Below are 19,913 nucleotides of genomic sequence, written 5' to 3'. Positions count from 1 at the left end.
GACGACCTGGTCGCCGAGATCCGGGACCGGACCGCCAAGGACGAACGGGTCTTGGTCACCACCCTGACCAAGAAGATGGCCGAGGACTCACCGACTACCTGCTCGAGCTCGGGATCAAGGTCCGGTACCTGCACTCCGAGGTCGACACCCTGCGCCGGGTGGAGCTGCTGCGGCAGCTGCGGTCGGGCGAGTACGACGTGCTGGTCGGCATCAACCTGCTCCGCGAGGGGCTCGACCTGCCCGAGGTGTCGCTGGTGGCGATCCTCGACGCGGACAAGGAGGGCTTCCTCCGGTCCGGCACCTCGCTGATCCAGACCATCGGCCGCGCGGCGCGCAACGTCTCCGGTCAGGTGCACATGTACGCCGACAAGATCACCGACTCGATGCGGTACCGATCGACGAGACCGACCGGCGCCGCGCCAAGCAGACGCCTACAACACCGAGCACGGGATCGACCCGCAGCCCCTGCGCAAGAAGATCGCCGACATCCTCGACCAGGTCTACCGGGAGGCCGAGGACACCGAGACCGTCCCGGTGGGCGGGTCGGGCCGCAACGCCTCGCGCGGCAAGCGCGCGGCGGGGGAGAAGGGCCGCGCCCCGGCCGCGGCCGGGAGCTCCGGGGTGGCGGCGAAGGACACGGCGGGCATGCCGCGCGCCGAGCTGGCCGACCTCATCCAGCAGATGAACGACCAGATGCTCACCGCCGCACGGGACCTCCAGTTCGAGCTGGCGGCCCGGCTGCGCGACGAGATCGCCGACCTGAAGAAGGAGCTGCGGGGGATGGACGCGGCCGGGGTGTCGTAGGCGGGTCCGCGGCGGGGCGGCCGGGCCTCCCCGCTACCGTGGACCACCGTCATCTCCCGTCCGGCCGCCGGTCCGCCCGTCACGCGGCCGCATCCCCGTCCGGCCCGGGCGGCCCGGTCGTTCTCGGAGGAGCCCCGCGTGACCGTCATCCGCACCACGCCCGACCCGGACGTGCCCGCAGCCCCCGGCCGGGGCGGCGCCGCGCTGGTCGGCAGGCTGCGCGCGGCGGCGCTGACCCGGTGGACGCTGGTGGTCACCGTCCCGCTGCTGGTGGCCGCGCTGTACTGGTCCTGGTACCGGCTGCGGAACTACGCGCTCGACCTCGACGTGTACCGGATCGGCGTGCAGGCCTGGCTGGACGGCAACGACATGTACGGCCGGCTCCCGCTGCCCCTGCACGGGCCCGAGCTGCCGTTCATCTATCCGCCGTTCGCCGCCATCACGATGGTGCCGCTGACCGTCGTGCCCTACGCCGTGGCGTTCACCGCGCAGTTCGTCGCCTCGGTGCTGTCGTTGGCGATCTGCATCGCGCTCACGATCCGCGTCGCCTGGCCCGCGGGCGGGTGGCGGGCGCCGTTCCTGCTGGGCGTGCCGGTGCTGGCCGCGGTCCTGCTGATGGAGCCGGTCGCGCAGACCTTCGCCTTCGGGCAGATCAACCTCGTGCTGATGCTGCTGGTGCTGGTCGACCTCCTCGCCCCGCGGACCTGGTGGCCGCGCGGGCTGCTGCTCGGCCTGGCCGCGGCGATCAAGCTGACCCCGGGCGGGTTCGTCCTGTACTTCCTGGTCCGGCGGGACTGGAAGGCCGCGGGGGTCGCCGTCGTCACCGGCATCCTCGCCACCGGGCTCGGGTTCGTCGTCGACCTCGACTCCTCGGTGCGGTACTGGTTCGTCGGCGGGCCGGCCGCCGGGGTGAGCGGCTCGACGTTCTTCTCCAACGAGACCGTGCAGGCCGTGCTCGCCCGCCAGGAGGTCCCCGAGCCCTGGTTCCACATCCTGTGGCTGGGCATCGTCGCGGTCCTGCTGGCGTTGGCCGTGCCGATCATCCGGCGCTCCGAGCCGGTGATCGCGATGTCGGCGACGGCCGCCGTCGTGCTGATGGCGACCCCGACCGCCTGGTCGCACCACTGGGTGTGGGTCGTGCCCGCCCTGATCGGGATCGGTGCGCACGCCCTGCGGTACCGCAGTGCCGGGTGGGCCGTGGTCGGCGTGGTCATCGCCGCGATCTTCTACGTCGCGCCGTTCCGCTGGATGCCCAACGTGTGGGGCGTCGAGATGAAGTGGAGCCTCTGGGAGCAGGTCCTGGGGGCCAGCTACGTCATCCCCGCCGCGCTGACCCTCGGGCTCGGCTGCTGGTACGTCACCCGGGGCCCGGGGCGTCCCGGCGGTCCGCGGGCGCTGCGTCCGGAACGGCTGCGCGTCGGCTCCTGACCCTCGGGCGGGGCCCCGGGGCACGACCGTCCGCGACTATGGCGCGGGTCACGGGCGCCCGCCTACTGTGGGGGCCGGAGGTGCCGGTGGAGCCAGTCGACGACGACCGGAACCGGGCAGGCGTGTGTGCCGTCCGCCCGGGGACCGACCTCGGTCGGCACGCCCGGATGCTGTCCCGGCTGCACGACGCGGTGCTGTCCGGCGACGCCCGCCCCGGCGACACGGCCCGCGGCCGCCGGCTGGTCACCCGGTCCTGGGACCGGGTCCGGGCCCAGGGCGTGGACCCCGACGCCGGTGAGCCGCCCGGCCCGCTGGACGCCGCCGTCGTCGAGCAGCGGCGGGCGACCTCGCCGCTGGCCCCGGTGCTGCCCGCGCTGCGTGCCGCGCTGACCTCTGTCGCCGAGGACGCCCGGCACGTGATGGTCGTCTGCGACGCCGACGGGGTCCTGCTGTGGCGGGAGGGCTCGACCGCGGTCCGCCGCCGTGCCGACGCGCTCGGGTTCACCGAGGGCGCCGAGTGGTCCGAGCGGTCGGTCGGCACCAACGCGATCGGGACCGCGCTCGCGGAGGGCGGGCCGGTGCAGATCTTCTCCGCCGAGCACTTCGTGCGCAGCCACCACGGCTGGACCTGCACCGCGGCCCCCGTGCACGACCCGCGCAGCGGTGAGCTGCTCGGTGTCGTCGACCTGTCCGGGCCCGCCGAGACCGTCCACCCGACGACCGTGGCGCTCGTCGACACCGCGGTGCGGCTCGCCGAGGCCGGGCTGTGGCAGCGCCACGAGGCCCGCCTCGATGCGCTGCGCACCATCGGCGCCCCGATGCTCGCCGGTGACACCGGGCCCGGCCTGGTGGTCGACGACCACGGCTGGGTGGCCGCCGCGTCCGGGCTGCCCGGCGTCGAACGGGTCGCCGCGCCGGTGCCCGAACGCCTGATCGCCGTGCACGGGCTCGGACCGTGCCTGCCCGAGCCGGTGCCCGGCGGCTGGCTGCTGCGCCCGGCGTCCGGCGGGGGCAGACGGATGCGGCTGCGCCTGGACCTGGACGGCCGCCCGCCGCAGGCCGTGATCGAGGGCCCGACCCGCTGGGTGCACCCGCTGTCGACCCGGCACGCCGAGGTCCTGGTGCTCCTCGCCCGGGCCGGGTCGGGCGGGCTGGACGCCGCGACCCTGTCCCAGGGGCTCTACGGCGACCGGGCGCACCTGGTCACCGTCCGCGCGGAGATGTCCCGGCTGCGCCGGAACCTGGGCGGCATCCTGCTGGCCCGCCCCTACCGGATCGCTCCCGAGGTCGAGCTGGACCTGACCGGGCTGGCGGGCAGCCGGGTGGTGCGCGAGTCGGGCGCACCCGGCGTCGCCGCCCTGCACCGCGACTGACCGCCGCCCGGGCGGCGACGCCCGGCGCGGACCGGTCCCGCGTCGGCCGGGCACCCGCCCGGCCGACGGCGGGCGCTGCAACCGGCCTGCAACGCTGTCCGGGACCCGCGCCACCAGGGTGGACTGGCGGACGCGGGAACGTCCCGCCGCGGCAGGGACGCCGCCCCCGGCGGCCCGCGCGAGCGAACTGGGAGGGCCGACATGGGTGTCGCCGTGGTCACCGGAGCCGGACGCGGGATCGGGCGGGGCATCGCGCTGCGCCTGTCACGCGACGGGCACGCCGTCGCCGTCAACGACCGGGACACCCACGGCGCCACCGCCGTCGCCGAGGAGATCCGCGCGGCGGGCGGTACCGCGGTGGCCTACCCGGCCGACGTCACCGACCCCGACGCGGTCACCGCGATGGTCGGCCAGGTCGCCGAGGAGCTCGGCGGGCTGGACGTGATGGTCGCGAACGCCGGCATCGCCCAGGTCAAACCGCTGCTGGAGGTGACCCCGGAGGACCTGCGCACGATCTTCGACGTCAACGTGTTCGGCGTCGTCCACTGCCTGCAGGCCGCAGCCCGCGTGATGATCGACCGCGGGACCGGCGGGAAGATCATCAGCGCCGCGTCGATCGCCGGGCACCAGGGCTTCGAGCTGCTGGGGCACTACTCGGCGACGAAGTTCGCCGTCCGCGCCCTCACCCAGGCCGCGGCGAAGGAGCTGGCGCCGCACCGGATCACGGTGAACGCGTACTGCCCGGGGATCGTCGGCACCGACATGTGGGACCTGATCGACGAGCAGATGGGCGCCCGCAGCGGCGCCGGCAAGGGCGAGACGCTGAAGCAGTACGCGGCCGGGATCCCGCTGGGCCGGGTACAGACCCCCGACGACGTCGCCGCCTTCGTCTCCTACCTCGCGGGCCCGGACTCCGACTACATGACCGGCCAGGCCGTCGTGATCGACGGCGGGGTGGTCATGGTCTGAGCGCCGCGCCGGGTGCCGGGCCACGCGGGGCGGCCCGGCACCGCGGTCAGCTGGTGATGTCCTTGGTGCGGAACCGCCACGCCGCGAGCCCCAGGAACACGGTCGCGTAGCAGACCGCGGAGAACGCGCCGTAGGTCATGTCCGACCAGTCGACGTCGGTCGCCAGCAGCGCCGACCAGGCGTCGCCGTAGTGGGTCGGGAGGAAGTCCCGGATGATCCCCAGGTCCTCGATCTGGTCGATGATCTGGGAGACGATCGAGGCCATCACCGCGCCGCCCACCGCGCCCAGCGGGGCGTCGGTGCTCACCGACAGCAGCAACGCCAGTCCGGCCACCCAGCTCAGCTGCACGGTCACGTACAGCGCGCCGAGCATCACCCGCCCGACCGCGCTCCAGAACGGCAGCGACTCCCCGATCGGCGAGACCAGGTCGCCGGTGCCGTAGGCGAGCGCGCCCACCACCAGCGAGGCGGCCGGGAGCAGCAGCAGCGCCGCCACCGACAGCACCCCCGCGACGACGGCCTTCTGCCGCAGCAGCCGCGCCCGCGGCACCGGGACGGCCAGCAGGTAGCGCAGCGACGACCACGACGCCTCCGAGGCCACGGTGTCGCCGAAGAACAGCGCGACCAGCACCACCAGCAGGAAGCTCGCCGAGGCGAACAAGGTGAACACCGCGAAGTTCGCGGCGCTGCCCGACGCCAGGTCGACCAGGCTCGGGCCGCGGGCGCCGGGGTCGTCGTCGCCGAGGGAGAACGCCGCCCACAGGATGATCGGCATCGCCACGACCAGCGCGAACGCGACCTGGGTGCGACGGCGCTGGAGCTGGCGGACCAGCTCGGTGCGCAGCGGCATCGTGCGTCCCGGGACGGCGGGCGGCGCGGCCCGGCCGGTCACGAGGTCGCCGACGTGCCCGCGACGGGTCGAGAGCTGACGGTCGTCACTCACGGGGTACCTCCGGCGTCCTGCCCCCGCGGGGCTCCCACGTCCCGCCCCTGCGGGGCTCCCACGTCCCGCCCCTGCGGGGCTCCCACGTCACGGCCCTCGGGGCCCACCAGTTCCAGGAACGCGTCCTCCAGCCGGCCGCGCGGCCCGGCCGCGCTGACCGCGACCCCGCCGGACACCAGCGCGGCGACGGCGTCGGCGCGGGCGGTGTCGCCCGTGTGGGCGTGCACGACGCCCGGCTCGTCCCCGGTGACGACGTCGGTGACGCCGTCGAGGGCGGCCAGAACCGCCGCGGCCCGGCCGGTGTCGTCCACGGTGAACGACGAGCCGCCCCCGGCCGCCATCAGCTCGGCGACCGTCCCCGCGGCGACCACCGTGCCGCGGTGCATGACCACGACCTCAGAGCAGGTCTGCTCGACCTCCGACAGCAGGTGGCTGGACACGAGCACCGTCCGGCCGCCCGCGGCGTAGCGGCGCAGCAGCTCGCGCATCGCGTGGATCTGGGGCGGGTCGAGCCCGTTGGTGGGCTCGTCGAGGATGAGCAGCTCGGGCAGGCCCAGCATCGCCTGCGCGATCGCGAGGCGCTGCCGCATGCCCTGGGAGTAGGTGCCGACGCGGCGGTGCACCGACTCGCCGAGACCGGCGATCTCCAGCGTCTCGGCCATCCGGGCCTGCTCCGGTGGGCGTCCGGTGGCCTCCCAGTACAGGCGCAGGTTCTCCGCGCCCGACAGGTGCGGCAGGAACCCGGGGCCCTCGACGAACGCGCCGATCCGCGACAGCACCGCCGCGCTGGGCCGGATCGGGCGGCCGAACGCCGTCATCGTCCCGGCGGTGGGCGTGATCAGGCCCATGAGCATGCGCAGGACGGTCGTCTTGCCGGCGCCGTTCGGGCCGAGCAGGCCGAGCACCGCGCCGCGCGGCACCGTGAACGACACGTCGGACACCGCGGCGAACCCGTTGCGGTAGGTCTTCGCCAGCCCGCCGACGACCAGCGGCGCCGCGTCGTCGGGCACGTCGTCGTCGGCGGGGTCGGCCCGGCGCGACCGCAGCCGCGCCACCAGCCACGCCACGAGTGCCGCGGCCAGCACGGCGGCGATCCCGAGCACCGGCCACAGGGGGACCGTCCCCGCCGACTCGGTGCGGCCGGGCACCTGGGGCACCGACAGCGCGGTGTCCCCGGCGAGCCCGACCCGCCACACGGCGGGGTCGGGGCCGGAGTCGTAGCCCTGGTCGGTCGTCGACAGCTGCACCAGCAGGCGGCTGCCGGCCTGCACCGGTGCGACGACGCCGGGCAGCGTCACCGTGGTCTCGGCCGGGGACCCGTCGGCGGGGACGGCGATCCGCAGGGGTGCCACGGCGTTGCCCAGCAGCGTGCTGCGCCCGTCCGGGCCGAGCGTGGTGAGCGAGGCGAACAGCACCGCGGTGTCCGGGGCGGGCTGTCCGGCGACCCGCGCGACGCGCACCGTCACCCGCGGTGCCCCCGACGGCTGCATCGCGTCGGCGACGGGCGCGGTGAGGAACCGGGCGGACTGGCCCGGCGTCGTCAGGCCGGACAGTCCGCCCAGCGAGCCCAGCGACCCGAGCGCCGAGCCGAGCCCCGGCAGCGAGGTGAGCGCCGAGGGGTTCCCGCCCGGCGGGTGGACGACGGTCTGCTCGCCGCCCTCCAGCGGCAGCGCGGTGGTCGGTGCGGGAGCGGAGCCCGCCCTCAGGCCGGGGTAGGCGTCGGCCAGGACGGTCCGGCCGGTGGGGGTGTCGTCGCGGGCGCGGACGGAGCTGCGGACCTGGTAGGCGAAGGGGGCCTCGGCGAGGCCGCCGGTGGTGCCCTCGGCGGCGGGCAGGCCCCGCAGGTGCTGGTCGAACCAGTCGGCGATGCGGGCGCGGACCTCGGAGTCGGGGCCGCCGCCGTCGTGGCCGCCCGCGAACCACAGCACCGACACGGGGGTGCCGTTCGCGGCGATCTGGCGGGCGTTCGCGTCGGCCTGGTCGAGACCGAACAGGGTGTCCTGCTCGCCCTGGACGAGCAGCGTCGGCGCGGTGATCCGGTCGGTGACGGTCGCGGGGGAGGAGCGGCGCAGCAGCCGGGCCAGCTCCGGGGAGACGCGGCCGGTGCGGGCGGCCTCGCCGTAGGCGGCGCAGACGTCGCGGGCGAAGCGGCCGCAGACCGGGTCCGAGGGTGCGCCGGGCACCGCACCGGGGCTGCCCGCGGACGTGCCGGGGCCGGCCGGGCCGGAGCTCCCCGTCCCGCCTGCCGCGGTCCCGGCGTCGACGGTCCCGCTCCCGGAGCCGACACCGCCGCCTCCGTCGGCCCCGCCGCCGGTCGACCCGCCGGTCCCGCCGGTCGCGCCCGACCCGCCGAAGCCGCCGCCGGACTCGTCGCCGGAGCCCGACCCGGCCCCGGATGCGGTGTCGCCGCCCGCGGGGACCCGGCCTCCGGAGCCGAAGAACACCCCGGCCCAGCCGCTCTTGAACACCCCGTCACCGGCGCCCGCTCCCGCGGCGGGGGTGCCGGGTGCGCTCGTGCCGGTGGGGACGGCGTTGTTCGGGAACAGCGCCTGCCCGAGGTCGTTCCAGGTGATCACCGGGACGATCGCGTCGATCCGCCGGTCGTAGCCGGCCAGCAGCAGGGCGAGGCCGCCGCCGTAGGAGCCGCCGGTCACCCCGACGCGGGGGTCACCGGGGCCGTCCTGCTGCACGTCCGCGCGCCGGGACAACCGGTCGACCAGCCGGGAGGCGTCGGCCACCTCGCGGTCCGGGTCGTCGAGCCCGATGCTGCCGCCGGAGGCGCCGAAACCGCGCGCGGTCCACGTCTGCACGACGTACCCGCGGGCGGCGAGCTCGCGGGCGTCGGAGTCGACCGAGTCCTTGCTGCCGCCGAAGCCGTGCGCGACCAGCACCGCGGGGGCGGGGGAGGCCGCGGTCGCCGAGGCGGGGACGTAGAGCGAGGTGTCCAGGTCGATCGTGCCCGGCTGTCCGGGTCCGGCCGGGACGGCGACCCGCTCGGCGGTGACGGCGACCGACCCGCCGTCGTCGGCGGACGCCGCGGCGGGTGCCGCCGTCGCGCCCGGGACACCGGGGGCGGTCGCCGCGGCGGGGGCGAACGCCAGCACCAGAGCGGTGACCGTCGCCGCCACGATCGGGGTACGGACCCACCGGGCCCGGGGGAGCACGTGCACCTCGTCGAAACTACGCAGATCCCCGCGGCCGCGTCGCCGGGCGGTGCGTGCGCCCCACCACGTCCCGTCCGTTCCCGTCCACCGGACCGTCCCCGCGCCGGTGCCGCGGGAATCGGCCACCGCGGGAACCGGCCACCGCGGGATGAACTCCGAACCAACGGCGCGCGACCCCCGGGTGTCGTCGCCCGTTCACCTTCTGTTCCGCCGTGCAACGCCGACCGGAAGCCGCGACCCTGACGCGCCAGAGCACGACCTGCCGCGACCAGCGCGACCACAGCGTCACGCTCGGCCTCTACCTGCCGCGCCGTGCGCTCCAGGGGGACCTCGACGGGGAACAGGACCGCCCACGCGGCCAGAGCGCGACGGGCGGTCGCGATCAACAGCGTTGCGTCGCGGAACGCTCCTGCTGCGGCGGGCGTGCCGTCGAGCCGCAGGTCGCCTGTCGCCCACAGCAGCAGGTCCCAGGCGGTCTCCGTCCCGCCGCCGCCGGTCGGGACCCTGGCCTCGTGCCGCGGGTCAGCTGCCAGCAGCAGTGCGGGCGGCACGTCGAGGACGGCGGCGGCGACCAGAAGTTCTTGGATGGTGAAGCCGAGGCGTGTGCCGTCCTCGACCTTCTGGACGGCGGTGCCTTTCCAGGGCAGTCCGTAGACGTTCACCGCCTCGGCGAGCGCTTGACGTGACATTCCTCTCGCCTTACGGAGCGTGGCGATTCGTGCCCCGATCGCAACGCTTGCCTGCTCGATTTCGCTGAAGCCATGCCGTTTATCCATATAAGAACAAAATTTACCGTGGCCCCGGGGACACCCCCTGAGGTAGCCCTTACTTACTGCTCCCACCCGGGACAGACCCACAGAAGAAGCACGAAAGGGGGCAGTCGATGAGCGCATCCCCAACCGGGCCGTTCCTCACCCCCGACCAGGTCGCCGGCGACCTCCAGATCACCCGCACCACGCTGGGGAAATGGCGCACCGAACACCACGGGCCGCCCTGGATTCGCGTCGGCCGCCAGGTCCGCTATCCCGCCCGCGACTTCCGCGTCTGGGTCGAACGCCAGCGCTACGCCACCGTGGACTAGACGGGCATTCCGGGCAAATACCCGCACACCCCCAATTCGGGGGGGGGGGGGCTTCAAAGACCCCCTCACCCGGCACCCCGAAAGGCCCCACGCTGCAATGACGCACACCATTCACGCCTGCGCGCTCGACCCCGACCCCCAGGGCCCCGGCAAAGTCGTGATGGGTGGGTCCTGAGCTGCGGTGATGTGGGGGGTGGGGGTGGGTGCGGACACAGGCTTGGCGTGATCATGAGGGTGTCGAATCCTTGCTCACGTCAGGAAGCCTGTGTCCGCAGTGTCAGTGTCTCCGATCGTTGCTGCTCTGGAAGGCCTGGAGGTCGGTCCTGACGCGGGGAGAGCCGCGCCGGTCGGTGAGGCGGCGGGGTTGTCGCTGGTGGAGGCCCTGTCGCGAGTGCCGGACCCGCGGAAACCACGCGGTGTCCGCCACGGTGTCCTCGCGGTGTTGCTACTGGGGGCGTGCGCGGTGTTGGCGGGGGCCCGGTCGTTCACCGCGATCGCCGAGTACGCCCATGACGTCGGCCGCGCCGTGCTGGACGTGCTCGGGGTGGGCGCGGTCGCTCCGCACGAGTCGACCATCCGCCGGGTCCTGCAACGGGTCGACGCCTCGGCGCTGGAGGCGGCGTTGCAGTCCTGGGTGTTGCCCCAGCTCAGCGCCCAGCCGGCGGCGGAGGGCACACCCCGGCGAGAACAGCGTCGCGTGCTGGCCTTGGACGGCAAGACCCTGCGCGGCGCCCGCGTCCGTGCCGCCGACGGCAGGGTCTGGCTCCCGCATCTGGTGTCGGTGCTCGACCAGACCAGCGGTGGCGTGCTCGGCCAGGTTCAGGTCGCAGAGAAAGGCAGCGAGATCACCGCGTTCACCGCGCTGCTCGACCCCCTCGACCTCGACGATGTACTGGTCACCGCGGACGCTCTGCACACCCAGCGAGCCCACGCCGACTACCTACACCGCCGCGGCGGGCACTACCTGATGACGATCAAAGCGAACCAGCCCACGCTGCTGGCACGGGTACGGGCGCTGCCCTGGACCCAGATCGGCGTCGCTGATCGTCAACGCGGGCGTGGGCACGGCCGCGTCGAGACCCGCACGATCAGCGTGGTCAGCCTGCACCCCTGTCCCGACCTGGGCGCAGAGTTCTTCCCCCACGCATCCCAGGCGATCAAGCTGGTGCGCCGGCGTCGCCCACTGCGGCCTGGCGGGAAGTGGAGAACCGAGACCGCCTACGCGATCACCAGCCTGACCAGCACCGACGCCGATCCAGGACTGCTCGCCCGCTGGATCCGTGGGCACTGGTCGATCGAGAATCGCCTGCACTGGGTCCGTGATGTCTGCTTCGACGAAGACCGCGCCACCGCCCACACCGGTCACGCCCCGCAGGTCATGTCGGCGTTGCGGAACCTCGCGATCACCGCGCTACGCCTGCACGGCGTCAGCAACATCGCCGCAGCACTCCGCCACCACGCCCGCGACCCCCATCGACCACTGACCACCTACAAGATCATCTAGCGACTTTGCCGGGGCCCTGCCCCGACCCCGGCGACCCCGCCGCCCCAGTCCGCGCCCACATCCCCGCCGCGCTGAGGCGCCTCAACGACCTCGGCCACCCCGACACCATCGCCGAACACCTCACCGGCCTCGGCATCCGCGGCATCTGCGGCGACCCCGGCCGCTGCGCCATCGCCGCCTACCTCGACGCCATCGTCGACATCCCCCGCGACGCCGTCCTCTACATCGACCACCTCGGCTGGGACCTCTGGGCGCCCGGCGACCCCGCCGACCGGCCCGGCGCACCCGCCCCCACCCTCGCCCCCGTCCCCGAACACGTCGCCACGTTCATCCGCCGCTTCGACCGCCGCGAATACCCCGAGCTCCACACCATCCCCGGCATCGACACCCCACTGACCTGCGCATGAACACCTACACCGGGCCGGTCCGGCGCCGCGCATACGGCCGCGGGCACCGCTACGAAGACGCGAACGGACTCAAAGTCCCCGGCGTCACCACCATCCTCAGCGACGGCATCCCCAAGCCCGCCCTGATCAACTGGGCCGCGAACGCCACCGCTGAGGCCGCCGTCGACCGCTGGGACGAACTCGCCGCGCTACCGCCGTCCAAACGGCTCACCGCGCTACAGAAAGCCCGCTACGCCGACCGCGACACCGCCGCGAACCGAGGCACCGAAGTCCACGCCCTCGCCGAGCGCTACCTACAAGGCGAACAGATCGAAATCCCCGACGCCGTCGCCGGACACGTCGAGTCCTACATCGCCTTCGTCGACGACTGGGCACCCACCCCGGTCCTGGTCGAGGCCGTCGTCGTCTCCCACACCCACGGCTACGCCGGGACCCTCGACGCCGTCGTGGACCTCCCCGGCCACGGCCGCGCCCTGATCGACATCAAAACCAGCAGGTCAGGGATCTTCGGTGAAACCGCGCTCCAGATGGCGGCCTACCGCTACGCCGACGTCTACGTCGACCTCGACGGCGCCGAACAGCCCATGCCCGCCGTCGATGCCGTGTTCGGGCTCCATATCCGCGCCGACGGCTACAGCCTCCACCCGATCACCGCAGGCCCCGCCGAGCACCGCACGTTCCTCTACGCCCAACAGGTCGCCCACTTCACCACCACCGGATCGAAAGAGCTGGTGAGCGCCCCGCTCGCCCCGCCCCGCCAAGTCCGCCGTCGACGTCTGGAGGAGGTCCCGTGACCGAACTCGAACCCGCCCCACCCCCGGCCCCCCCGGCCGCTCAGCCTGTTCAGCCCGTTCCGTCGACCGACAGCTGGACCGGGGTCGTCGCCGACGTCGCCCGCCTCGCCCAGAACATCGCGAACACCGAGTTCGTGCCCGCCGAAATGCGCGGGAAGCCTGCCGTCGTCACCGCCGCGATCCTCGCCGGACGCGAAATGGGCATCGGCCCCATGACCGCCCTGCAACACGTCCACCTGGTCAAAGGCCGCCCCGGGCAGTCCGCGCACCTCATGCGCGCCCTCGTCCTGGCCGCCGGACACGACATCGACTACGTCGAGGTCACCGACCACCGCGCGATCATCCGCGGACGACGCTCCGGCGAAACCGACTGGACCCAGATCGAGTTCACCGCTGACCAGGCCAAACGGGCCCGTATCCAGCTCGGCGAAGAGGGGTGCCGGTAAGGATCGTGTCATCAGCCGCAAACGAGCGCTGGGGGCTTGACCCTGAATCTCTGGTCGCGGCGGTGTCCGGGGGGTGGGAGTAGCGTCCGTGCGTGGCGCGTGAGCTGGGTCAGGACGAACTGATCGATCGGTGGACGCTGGTCGAGGCCGAGCTGGCGATGGTGGCCGGCAAGCGTGGCGCGACGCGGCTCGGGTTCGCGGTGTTGCTGCGCTTTTACACCGAGCACGGCCGGTTTCCCCGCAGCCGGAGCGAGATCCCCGACGCCGCTGTGGACTACGTGGCCCGGCAGGTCGGTGTGCCGGTGACCGAGCTGGCGTTCTACGACTGGTCCGGCCGCACGATCGAGTTCCATCGCAGCCAGATTCGCCGGACACTGGGGTTCCGGGAGTGCAGCGTCGCCGACGCCGACAAGCTCACCGAGTGGCTGGTCACCACCGTCACCCAGACCGAGCGCGGCGCTGAACGTGTCCGTGACCAGCTGCTGGACCGGTGCCGGGAGGAACGTATCGAGCCGCCCACCGGCGGCCGCGTCGACCGGATCGTGCGCTCGGCGCTGCACCGCGGCGAGGAGCTGCTGTTCGCACGGGTGGCGATCCGCTTATCCGAGGCGGTGCGCGTTCGGCTGTTCGCCTTGGTCGCGGCCGGTGCCGATGACGACGGCCAACCCGGCGGGGACGGTGACGGGCCGGCGGTGCTGGCCTCGATCCGGTCCGATCCGGGCAACGTCAGCCTGAACACGATGTTGACCGAGATCGCCAAGCTGGAAGCGGTACGGGCGGTCGGCCTGTCAGCCGGCGTGTTCGCCGACATCGCCCCGAAGGTGGTCGCCGCCTGGCGGGCGCGGGCGGCGGTCGAGGCGCCCAGCCACCTGCGCGGACACGCGCCTGAGGTGACGCTGGCCCTGCTGGCGGCGTTGTTGCACTGCCGGGAACGGGAGATCACCGACACGCTGGTCGAGCTGCTGATCTCCACCGTGCACCGGATCAACGCCCGCGCCGAGGTCCGGGTGACCAAGGAGCTGATCAAGGAGTTCAAGCGGGTCACCGGCAAGGAGAACTTGCTGTTCCGGGTCGCCGAGGCGACCGTGAACGCCGGCGACCAGCTCGTGCGCGACACCGTGTTCCCGGTCGCGCCGCAGGCCGTGCTGGCCGACCTGATCGCGGAGTTCAAGTCCTCCGGGCCGACCTACCAGCGCACCGTGAAGGCCACGCTGAAGGGCTCCTACACCAACCACTACCGGACTGGGCTGATCAAGCTGCTGGACGTGCTGGAGTTCCGCAGCAACAACACCACACCCACCGGCCGGTGCTCGACGCGCTGGAGCTGATCACCCGCTACGCCAGCGCCGGGAACCTGCACTACTACCCGGCCGGCGAGCACATCCCGGTCCATCGCGGCCTGAGCGAGGACTGGGAGGCGCTGGTTTACAAGGACGACAAGCGCCGCCGGCAACGGGTCGTGCGCATGGTCTACGAGGTGTGCACCTTCCAGGCGCTACGCGAGCAGTTGCGGTGCAAGGAAATCTGGGTCGTCGGCGCGGACACCTGGCGCAACCCGGCCGAAGACCTTCCGACCGATTTCGAGGACCATCGCGTCGAGCACTACCAGGCGCTGCGCAAGCCGCTGGACCCCAGCCAGTTCATCGCCGACCTGCAAGCCGAGATGCGCGCCGAGCTGGAGGCCCTGCACACCGCCCTGCCGGGCTGCGATTGGTTGTCGATTAGCGACCGCGCGGCTGGCGCGGTCAAGCTGGCCCCGCTGGAGGCCTCGCCGGAGCCGCGCAACCTGCGCCGGCTCAAGCAGGCTGTGCAGGCCCGGTGGGGCACGGTGCCGCTGATCGACATGCTCAAGGAGGCGGTGCTGCGCACCGGCTGCCTGTCGGCGGTGACCTCGGTCGCCGACCGCGGCACCTTGCCCGAGCACGTGCTGGCCGAGCGGTTGCTGCTGGCTATCTACGGGTACGGCACCAACACCGGCATCCGTGCGGTCGCCGGCGGCGAGCACGGGCATTCCGAGGACGAGATTCGCTACGCCCGGCGCCGCTACCTGAGCACCGAGGCCGCGCGGCAGATCGCGATCGAGATCGCCAACGCCACCTTCGCCGCCCGCCAGCAGACACTGTGGGGCGACGGATCCACCGCCGTGGCCAGCGACTCGACTCACTTCGGCGCGTTCGACCAGAACATCTTCACCGAGTGGCACTCCCGCTACGGCGGCCGAGGGGTGCTGATCTACTGGCACGTCGAGCGCGGCTCCGTGGTGATCCACTCGCAGCGGCTGAACTGCTCGGCCTCCGAGGTGCACGCGATGGTCGACGGCGCGATCCGGCATGGCACCGACATGCAGGTCGAGGCCAATTACGTGGACACGCATGGTCAGTCCGAGATCGGGTTCGGCATCACGAAGCTGCTCGGGTTCGACCTGCTGCCGAGGATCAAGCGGATCAACAAGGTCAAGCTGTACCGCCCGGCTGCTGGCGAGCCAGACGCCTGGCCGGGTCTGGCACCGGCGATGACCCGCCCGGTCCGGTGGGACCGCATCGCTGAGCAGTACGACCAGATGCTCAAGTACGCCACCGCGATCCGCGTGGGCACCGCCTCGACCGAGGCGATCCTGCGGCGATTCATGAAGGCCAACGCAGCGCACCCGACCTACCAGGCGATGATCGAGCTGGGCCGGGCGCAAAAGACCATCTTCTTGGCCCGTTACCTGCACAGCCGGGCACTCCAGCGAGAGAGATCCACGAGGGGCCTGAACGTGGTCGAGTCGTGGAATCGGGCCAACGCGGTCATCTTCTACGGCAAGGGCGGGGACCTGGCCACCAACCGGCGCGACGAGCAGGAGATGAGCGTGCTGTGCCTGCGGATCTTGCAGGCCGCCCTGGTGTACGTGAACACCCTGATGATCCAGGACCTGCTCGCTGGCTCCGAGTGGGACGACGCGCTCACCGCTGAGGATCGGCGCGGGCTGACGCCGCTGTTCTGGGCGCACGTGCTGCCCTACGGCGAGGTGCGGCTGAACATGGACGCCCGTCTTCGCCTGGCCGCCGCCGCCTCCAGCGGCTGACTGGCCGGTCTCGAAACCAAGGTTCCGCGACAGCGTGCAGGCGAGTTCGGACATCGACATCACCCCAGGTCACGCTGTCTCACAATCTAACGTCGAAACACCGCCTCGAAACACGGCCACATGGTAAACTTATGAGACAGTTGCGGGAGGAAACGAGACGATCATGACCGGCGAGTCCGCCATTACCGACCCGCGGATCGCCGCCGCCCTGGATGCCGACCGGGACCAGGCCAGGACGGTGACGTGATGGAACTGGGCTACGCCCGCGTCTCGACCACACACCAGGACCTCGAACGACAGCTCGACGCCCTGGGCCACCACGGCATACCCGACGAGCGGATCTACACCGACAAGAAGCCGGCGCCACCATCGACCGGCCCGGCTTCACCGAGCTGCGCCGCTACGCCGCTCCGCGACACGATCATCGCGACCAACCTCGACCGACTCGGCCGCAATCTGCGCGAATGCCTCAACGTCGTGCACGAGCTGCGCGAGCAGGGCATCGGGATCAAGACCCTGAAGGACCCGATCCCGATCGACACCACCGACGACTCGCCGATGGCCGAACTCGCCGTCGCGCTACTGGCGCTGTTCGCACACATGGAACGAGTGTTCATGCGCGAACGCGCCGCCACGCCCGCGAGGCCACCGCAGCCACGGGCAAACTGCCCGGCCGACCCGCAAACTCGACCCCAACCAGCTCGCCGCGGCCCAGGCCGCCCTCGACACGGCCAGACCGCCGACCAGATCGCAGCCGCGTTCGGCGTCAGCCGCGCCACCCTCTACCGCAACCTCACCGAAAATAAACCCGCTGACCAGCAATGATCGACTCGTTTGCGGCTGGTGACAACTCCCTTACCGGCGCCCCGAGTGGGTGGTCGTCGCCGGAGCGGGCGACGCAGCCGTGGTGGGCGCTGTCGGCGTAGCCGTCAGCGCTCTTCGTGGACGGCGCAGTCCGGGTCGGTGCATTCGTTCGCTCCGAGGTACCAGGCTTCCTGGCAGTAGACGTCCTCGGCTGTGAGGGAGAACCGTTGACCTGGTCCTGGCTCAGAGCGTGTTTGGAAATGGGGGGTGTGTCGGGATGGTCGACACGGCTGGGGTGCTCCATCGTGGTCGGCATGCAGGAACGACCGCGCCGGTACCCTCGGACACCAGTGATGCCCAGTGGGTGGTGATCGAGCCGTTGTTACCCGCCGCTCGCGCGGCGGGGGCGGCCTGTTGCTCATGCTCGTCGGGACGTGCTGGACGCGATCTTGTATGTCGTGCGGACCGGGTGTGCCTGGCGGGCGTTGCCGGTGGACTTCCCGCCCTGGCAGACCGTCTACTGGTACTCAACCAGTGGGAACAGCAGAAGGTCACCGAGAAGATCCTCCCGGTCGTGCGGGGGCAGTTACGTATCGCCGAGGGCCGTGATCCGGAGCCGAGTGCGGGGATCATCGATTCCCAGTCGGTCAAGGGCGCCGACACCGTCGGCAGGACTCCCGCGGCTACGACGCCGGGAAGAAGACAGGCGGACGGAAACGGTTCATCGTGACCGACACCCTCGGTCTGCTGCTGACCACGATGGTGTGCTCGGCCTCGGTACAGGACCGCGACGGCGCCAAGCCGATCCTGCTCAACCTCTACCTGCGCACCAGGGTGCGGTTCGTCTACGCCGACGCCGGCTTCGCCGGGCGACTGCTCGACTGGGCCGCCACGATCCTGCAGACAACGATCGAGATCATCCGCAAGCCACCCGAGCAGCGCGGATTCACCGTCCTCCCACGAAGGTGGGTGGTCGAACGGACCCTGGCCTGGCTCACCGCACACGACGCCTGGCCCGAGACTACGAACGCCACCCCACCACATCCGAAGCCATGATCCGCTGGGCGCGATCAACACCATCACCCGCCGCATCGCCCGTGGATACCCCGCCACCCGCCAGCAGAAACACACGACACCCTCAACCCACTAGAATTTCCAAACACGCTCTGAGAGCCGGCGCCAGCGTGTTCCACGCTGACGCCGATGCCCCCGGAGAAGATCAGCAAGATCACGGACGCTACGGCTGGACACGTTCATCCCGGATGGTAGGACAGCACACGGGGCCTGGCAGACGACGGTTCGACACCCATCCGTCTACCAGGAGCCCCACCCCGGCCGGCCTTCACGCCCCTGACCAGCACAAACGTCAGGTTGAAAAAGGCTCAGTGCGCGACGACGACCTCCAGCGCGTGCTCGGAGTCCCGCGGGCTGGACCAGCCGGTGCGGAAGTACTGCAGCCCGTCCGGGTCGATCCAGGTGTAGTACTTCTCGAACGCCGCCAGCCGCTCGGCCATCAGGTCCGGGGCGAACAGCGCGGTCAGCGACGACGCGACCGCCTCGACCCACGGCCTCGTGCGGGCGAAGCCGACGTAGGCGTCGACGGCGAACCGCACCCCGGGCCGGACGTGCCGGTGGTCGAGATCTCCGACCGGCTCAGCCCGCACGCCTCGCCGAGCCGCAGCCACGCCTCGATACCCCCCTGTCCGGAGTTCCCGCTGCCCGGTTCCCGGCCGTCGTGGACCCCATCATGGTCAGTGATCCGGCGGATCCACCGCCGACGGACCCCGACGTCGGGGCAGTTCGACAGGATCGCCGCGTCCTTGACCGGGATGGCCTCCTGGTAGGCGAACCGGTTCGCGACCCATCCGCGGATCTGGTCGGGGGTGAGGGTGCCGTCGTTCATGCGGACGTGGAACGGGTGCGCCGAGTGGTACTGCGCGGCGTGCGCCCGCAGGCGTCGCACCAGCGCGGTGTCCGGAGCGGTCATGTCAGACCTCCAGTTCCAGTCCGTCGAACCCGACGACGACCCGGCGGCGGTGACCGCGGCGCGTTCGGCGGAGTCCTCCAGCAGGACGGGGTTGGTGTTGTTGACGTGCACGTAGACGATCCGGGGCACACCGAGGGCGGTGAGCACCTCCAGGCTGCCACCACGGCCGCCGATGTGCAGGTGTCCCATGTCGTGCGCGGTCTTCGCGGCCAGCCCGAGCCGCACCAGCTCGTCGTCGTGCCAGGTCGTGCCGTCGACGAGCAGCAGGTCCGCGCCGTCGATCTCGTCCTGCACCGCGGGGGTCAGCTCCTGGACACCGGGCAGGTACACGGCGTACCGGCCGGACGCGGTGTCGGTGAACCGGTACCCGACGACGCGCCCGGGCAGGCCCTCGGCGGTAACCGATGCCCGCTCCGCCTGCGCTGCGCGGGGGACGCGAACCTGTCGTGCTTACCGGTCGGTGCCTCGAACGCGCGTAGGCCAGGCCGCCGAGGTCGTGGTCCGTCCCCGGGACGACCTCGGTCCACGTCACCGGCAGAACCGCTCCAGGGTGGACACAGCCGGAGCCCGCCCGCAGGGTGCCGCGCCGTGGGGTCGGCGGTCGCCGCGGTCGCGTGCAGCGACACCCCGCGGCCCTCGCGCAGCAGCACCAGCCCGAGGGTGTGGTCGATCTCGGCGTCGGTGAGCAGCACCCCCTGCAGCGGGGTCGTCCGGTCGCCGGTGGGGGGTGCAGCGCGGGCGTGTCGGCGAGCTGGGTGCGGATGTCGGGGGAGGCGTTGACCAGCCACCACCGCCTGCCGTCGGGGGAGACGGCGATCGAGGAGACTGTGCGCGCGGCGTCGCCGGCCGTGAGCCGTCGCGCACCGCCCGGCAGCCCGGACAGCCGCAGTTCCACTGCGGGAACCCGCCACCCGCCGCCGAGCCGAGGCCCCCGGATCCTCATGGCACCCCCCTTGTCCCACGGCGACGGCCGGGGGGCGCGCCGTTCGCGCCCCCCCGGCCGCCGGCCGTCTCACGCCTCGGTACGGGCGATGTACATCGTCACCTCGGGCGCGCAGCCGATCTCCTCGAACTCCGGCGCCTCCCACTCGGTGGTCGACTCCATGCGATCACCTCCCTCCTCACGACGTCCGGGTTCCCCG

At 72.4% G+C, this 19,913-nt stretch carries 17 protein-coding genes and 4 pseudogenes; 13 read left to right on the top strand and 8 right to left on the bottom strand.

What is annotated here, in order from left to right:
- The 4 genes and pseudogenes from KPL57_RS22705 to KPL57_RS22690 form a co-directional block, all read left to right on the top strand.
- A pseudogene (locus tag KPL57_RS22705) lies at positions 1-804 on the top strand (helicase-related protein); the annotation flags it as partial.
- Between the two features lie 138 nt (positions 805-942).
- Positions 943-2,232, top strand: coding sequence for a glycosyltransferase 87 family protein (locus KPL57_RS22700; RefSeq protein WP_226353084.1), 1,290 nt, complete (start codon positions 943-945; stop codon positions 2,230-2,232).
- An 86-nt stretch (positions 2,233-2,318) separates the two neighbouring features.
- Positions 2,319-3,605 carry a GAF domain-containing protein gene (locus KPL57_RS22695; protein WP_226353083.1) on the top strand — a complete coding sequence of 429 codons (1,287 nt, stop codon included), beginning with the start codon at positions 2,319-2,321 and terminating at the stop codon, positions 3,603-3,605.
- A 201-nt stretch (positions 3,606-3,806) separates the two neighbouring features.
- Complete coding sequence (locus tag KPL57_RS22690; protein ID WP_226353082.1) at positions 3,807-4,574, top strand: acetoin reductase; 768 nt, start codon at positions 3,807-3,809, stop codon at positions 4,572-4,574.
- Between the two features lie 46 nt (positions 4,575-4,620).
- On the opposite strand, the gene KPL57_RS22685 is transcribed toward KPL57_RS22690, so the two are convergent.
- The 3 genes and pseudogenes from KPL57_RS22685 to KPL57_RS72570 all read right to left on the bottom strand — a co-directional run.
- A complete protein-coding gene (locus KPL57_RS22685) occupies positions 4,621-5,424 on the bottom strand; it encodes an ABC transporter permease (RefSeq protein ID WP_226353087.1) in 804 nt (267 codons plus the stop codon).
- Between the two features lie 89 nt (positions 5,425-5,513).
- Positions 5,514-8,687: an alpha/beta fold hydrolase gene (locus tag KPL57_RS22680; RefSeq protein ID WP_308252975.1), complete on the bottom strand. Its 3,174-nt coding sequence runs from the start codon at positions 8,685-8,687 to the stop codon at positions 5,514-5,516.
- A gap of 587 nt (positions 8,688-9,274) precedes the next feature.
- Positions 9,275-9,370 (bottom strand): annotated as a pseudogene (locus KPL57_RS72570) (hypothetical protein); the annotation flags it as partial.
- Positions 9,371-9,564: 194 nt separating this feature from the next.
- Here KPL57_RS72570 and KPL57_RS22670 point away from each other — a divergent pair.
- From KPL57_RS22670 to KPL57_RS22625, 9 genes and pseudogenes are all read left to right on the top strand, one after another.
- The gene (locus KPL57_RS22670) at positions 9,565-9,762 is read left to right on the top strand and encodes a helix-turn-helix domain-containing protein (RefSeq protein WP_226353081.1); all 198 of its coding nucleotides are present in this window, start codon (positions 9,565-9,567) and stop codon (positions 9,760-9,762) included.
- A gap of 280 nt (positions 9,763-10,042) precedes the next feature.
- The gene (locus KPL57_RS22665; protein ID WP_226351754.1) at positions 10,043-11,266 is read left to right on the top strand and encodes an ISAs1 family transposase; all 1,224 of its coding nucleotides are present in this window, start codon (positions 10,043-10,045) and stop codon (positions 11,264-11,266) included.
- 5 nt (positions 11,267-11,271) lie between these two features.
- Complete coding sequence (locus tag KPL57_RS22660) at positions 11,272-11,673, top strand: hypothetical protein (protein ID WP_226353080.1); 402 nt, start codon at positions 11,272-11,274, stop codon at positions 11,671-11,673.
- Entirely contained in the window at positions 11,670-12,467 is a 798-nt protein-coding gene (locus KPL57_RS22655; protein ID WP_226353079.1) for a hypothetical protein, read from the top strand. Before KPL57_RS22660 ends, KPL57_RS22655 begins: the two co-directional genes overlap by 4 nt.
- A complete protein-coding gene (locus KPL57_RS22650) occupies positions 12,464-12,913 on the top strand; it encodes a hypothetical protein (protein WP_226353078.1) in 450 nt (149 codons plus the stop codon). Before KPL57_RS22655 ends, KPL57_RS22650 begins: the two co-directional genes overlap by 4 nt.
- A 92-nt stretch (positions 12,914-13,005) precedes the next feature.
- A complete protein-coding gene (locus KPL57_RS22645) occupies positions 13,006-14,241 on the top strand; it encodes a DUF4158 domain-containing protein (protein WP_226353077.1) in 1,236 nt (411 codons plus the stop codon).
- Positions 14,220-15,980, top strand: a complete 1,761-nt coding sequence (locus KPL57_RS22640; RefSeq protein WP_226353076.1) for a Tn3 family transposase — start codon at positions 14,220-14,222, stop codon at positions 15,978-15,980. The genes KPL57_RS22645 and KPL57_RS22640 overlap by 22 nt, the downstream gene beginning before the upstream one ends.
- 246 nt (positions 15,981-16,226) lie before the next feature.
- Positions 16,227-16,805 carry a recombinase family protein gene (locus tag KPL57_RS22635; RefSeq protein ID WP_226353075.1) on the top strand — a complete coding sequence of 193 codons (579 nt, stop codon included), beginning with the start codon at positions 16,227-16,229 and terminating at the stop codon, positions 16,803-16,805.
- A gap of 696 nt (positions 16,806-17,501) precedes the next feature.
- A pseudogene (locus KPL57_RS22625) lies at positions 17,502-17,840 on the top strand (transposase); the annotation flags it as partial.
- Between the two features lie 111 nt (positions 17,841-17,951).
- Here the strand turns inward: KPL57_RS22625 and KPL57_RS22620 are convergent.
- The 5 genes and pseudogenes from KPL57_RS22620 to pqqA form a co-directional block, all read right to left on the bottom strand.
- A pseudogene (locus tag KPL57_RS22620) lies at positions 17,952-18,041 on the bottom strand (IS5/IS1182 family transposase); the annotation flags it as partial.
- Between the two features lie 125 nt (positions 18,042-18,166).
- Positions 18,167-18,397 carry a hypothetical protein gene (locus KPL57_RS70060; protein WP_308252974.1) on the bottom strand — a complete coding sequence of 77 codons (231 nt, stop codon included), beginning with the start codon at positions 18,395-18,397 and terminating at the stop codon, positions 18,167-18,169.
- Complete coding sequence (locus KPL57_RS70055; RefSeq protein WP_308252976.1) at positions 18,322-19,158, bottom strand: MBL fold metallo-hydrolase; 837 nt, start codon at positions 19,156-19,158, stop codon at positions 18,322-18,324. Before KPL57_RS70055 ends, KPL57_RS70060 begins: the two co-directional genes overlap by 76 nt.
- On the bottom strand, positions 19,074-19,463 hold the full coding sequence (locus tag KPL57_RS22605) for a hypothetical protein (protein ID WP_308252973.1): 390 nt from the start codon (positions 19,461-19,463) through the stop codon (positions 19,074-19,076). The genes KPL57_RS70055 and KPL57_RS22605 overlap by 85 nt, the downstream gene beginning before the upstream one ends.
- 320 nt (positions 19,464-19,783) lie before the next feature.
- Positions 19,784-19,876: a pyrroloquinoline quinone precursor peptide PqqA gene (gene pqqA / locus KPL57_RS22600; RefSeq protein ID WP_060712366.1), complete on the bottom strand. Its 93-nt coding sequence runs from the start codon at positions 19,874-19,876 to the stop codon at positions 19,784-19,786.
- Positions 19,877-19,913 lie beyond the last annotated feature (37 nt).

This window comes from Pseudonocardia sp. ICBG601, assembly GCF_020496245.1.
The sequence above is the reverse complement of the archived record's forward strand: the minus strand, read 5'-3'. Positions and strand labels throughout refer to the sequence as shown.

Excerpts from the sequence above, each read along its gene's own strand:
- KPL57_RS22690 (WP_226353082.1), top strand. The coding sequence starts at position 3,807 with ATGGGTGTCGCCGTGGTCACCGGAGCCGGACGCGGGATCGGGCGGGGC.
- KPL57_RS22685 (WP_226353087.1), bottom strand. The coding sequence starts at position 5,424 with ATGCCGCTGCGCACCGAGCTGGTCCGCCAGCTCCAGCGCCGTCGCACC.
- KPL57_RS22670 (WP_226353081.1), top strand. The coding sequence starts at position 9,565 with ATGAGCGCATCCCCAACCGGGCCGTTCCTCACCCCCGACCAGGTCGCC.
- KPL57_RS22655 (WP_226353079.1), top strand. The coding sequence starts at position 11,670 with ATGAACACCTACACCGGGCCGGTCCGGCGCCGCGCATACGGCCGCGGG.
- KPL57_RS22635 (WP_226353075.1), top strand. The coding sequence starts at position 16,227 with ATGGAACTGGGCTACGCCCGCGTCTCGACCACACACCAGGACCTCGAA.
- pqqA (WP_060712366.1), bottom strand. The coding sequence starts at position 19,876 with ATGGAGTCGACCACCGAGTGGGAGGCGCCGGAGTTCGAGGAGATCGGC.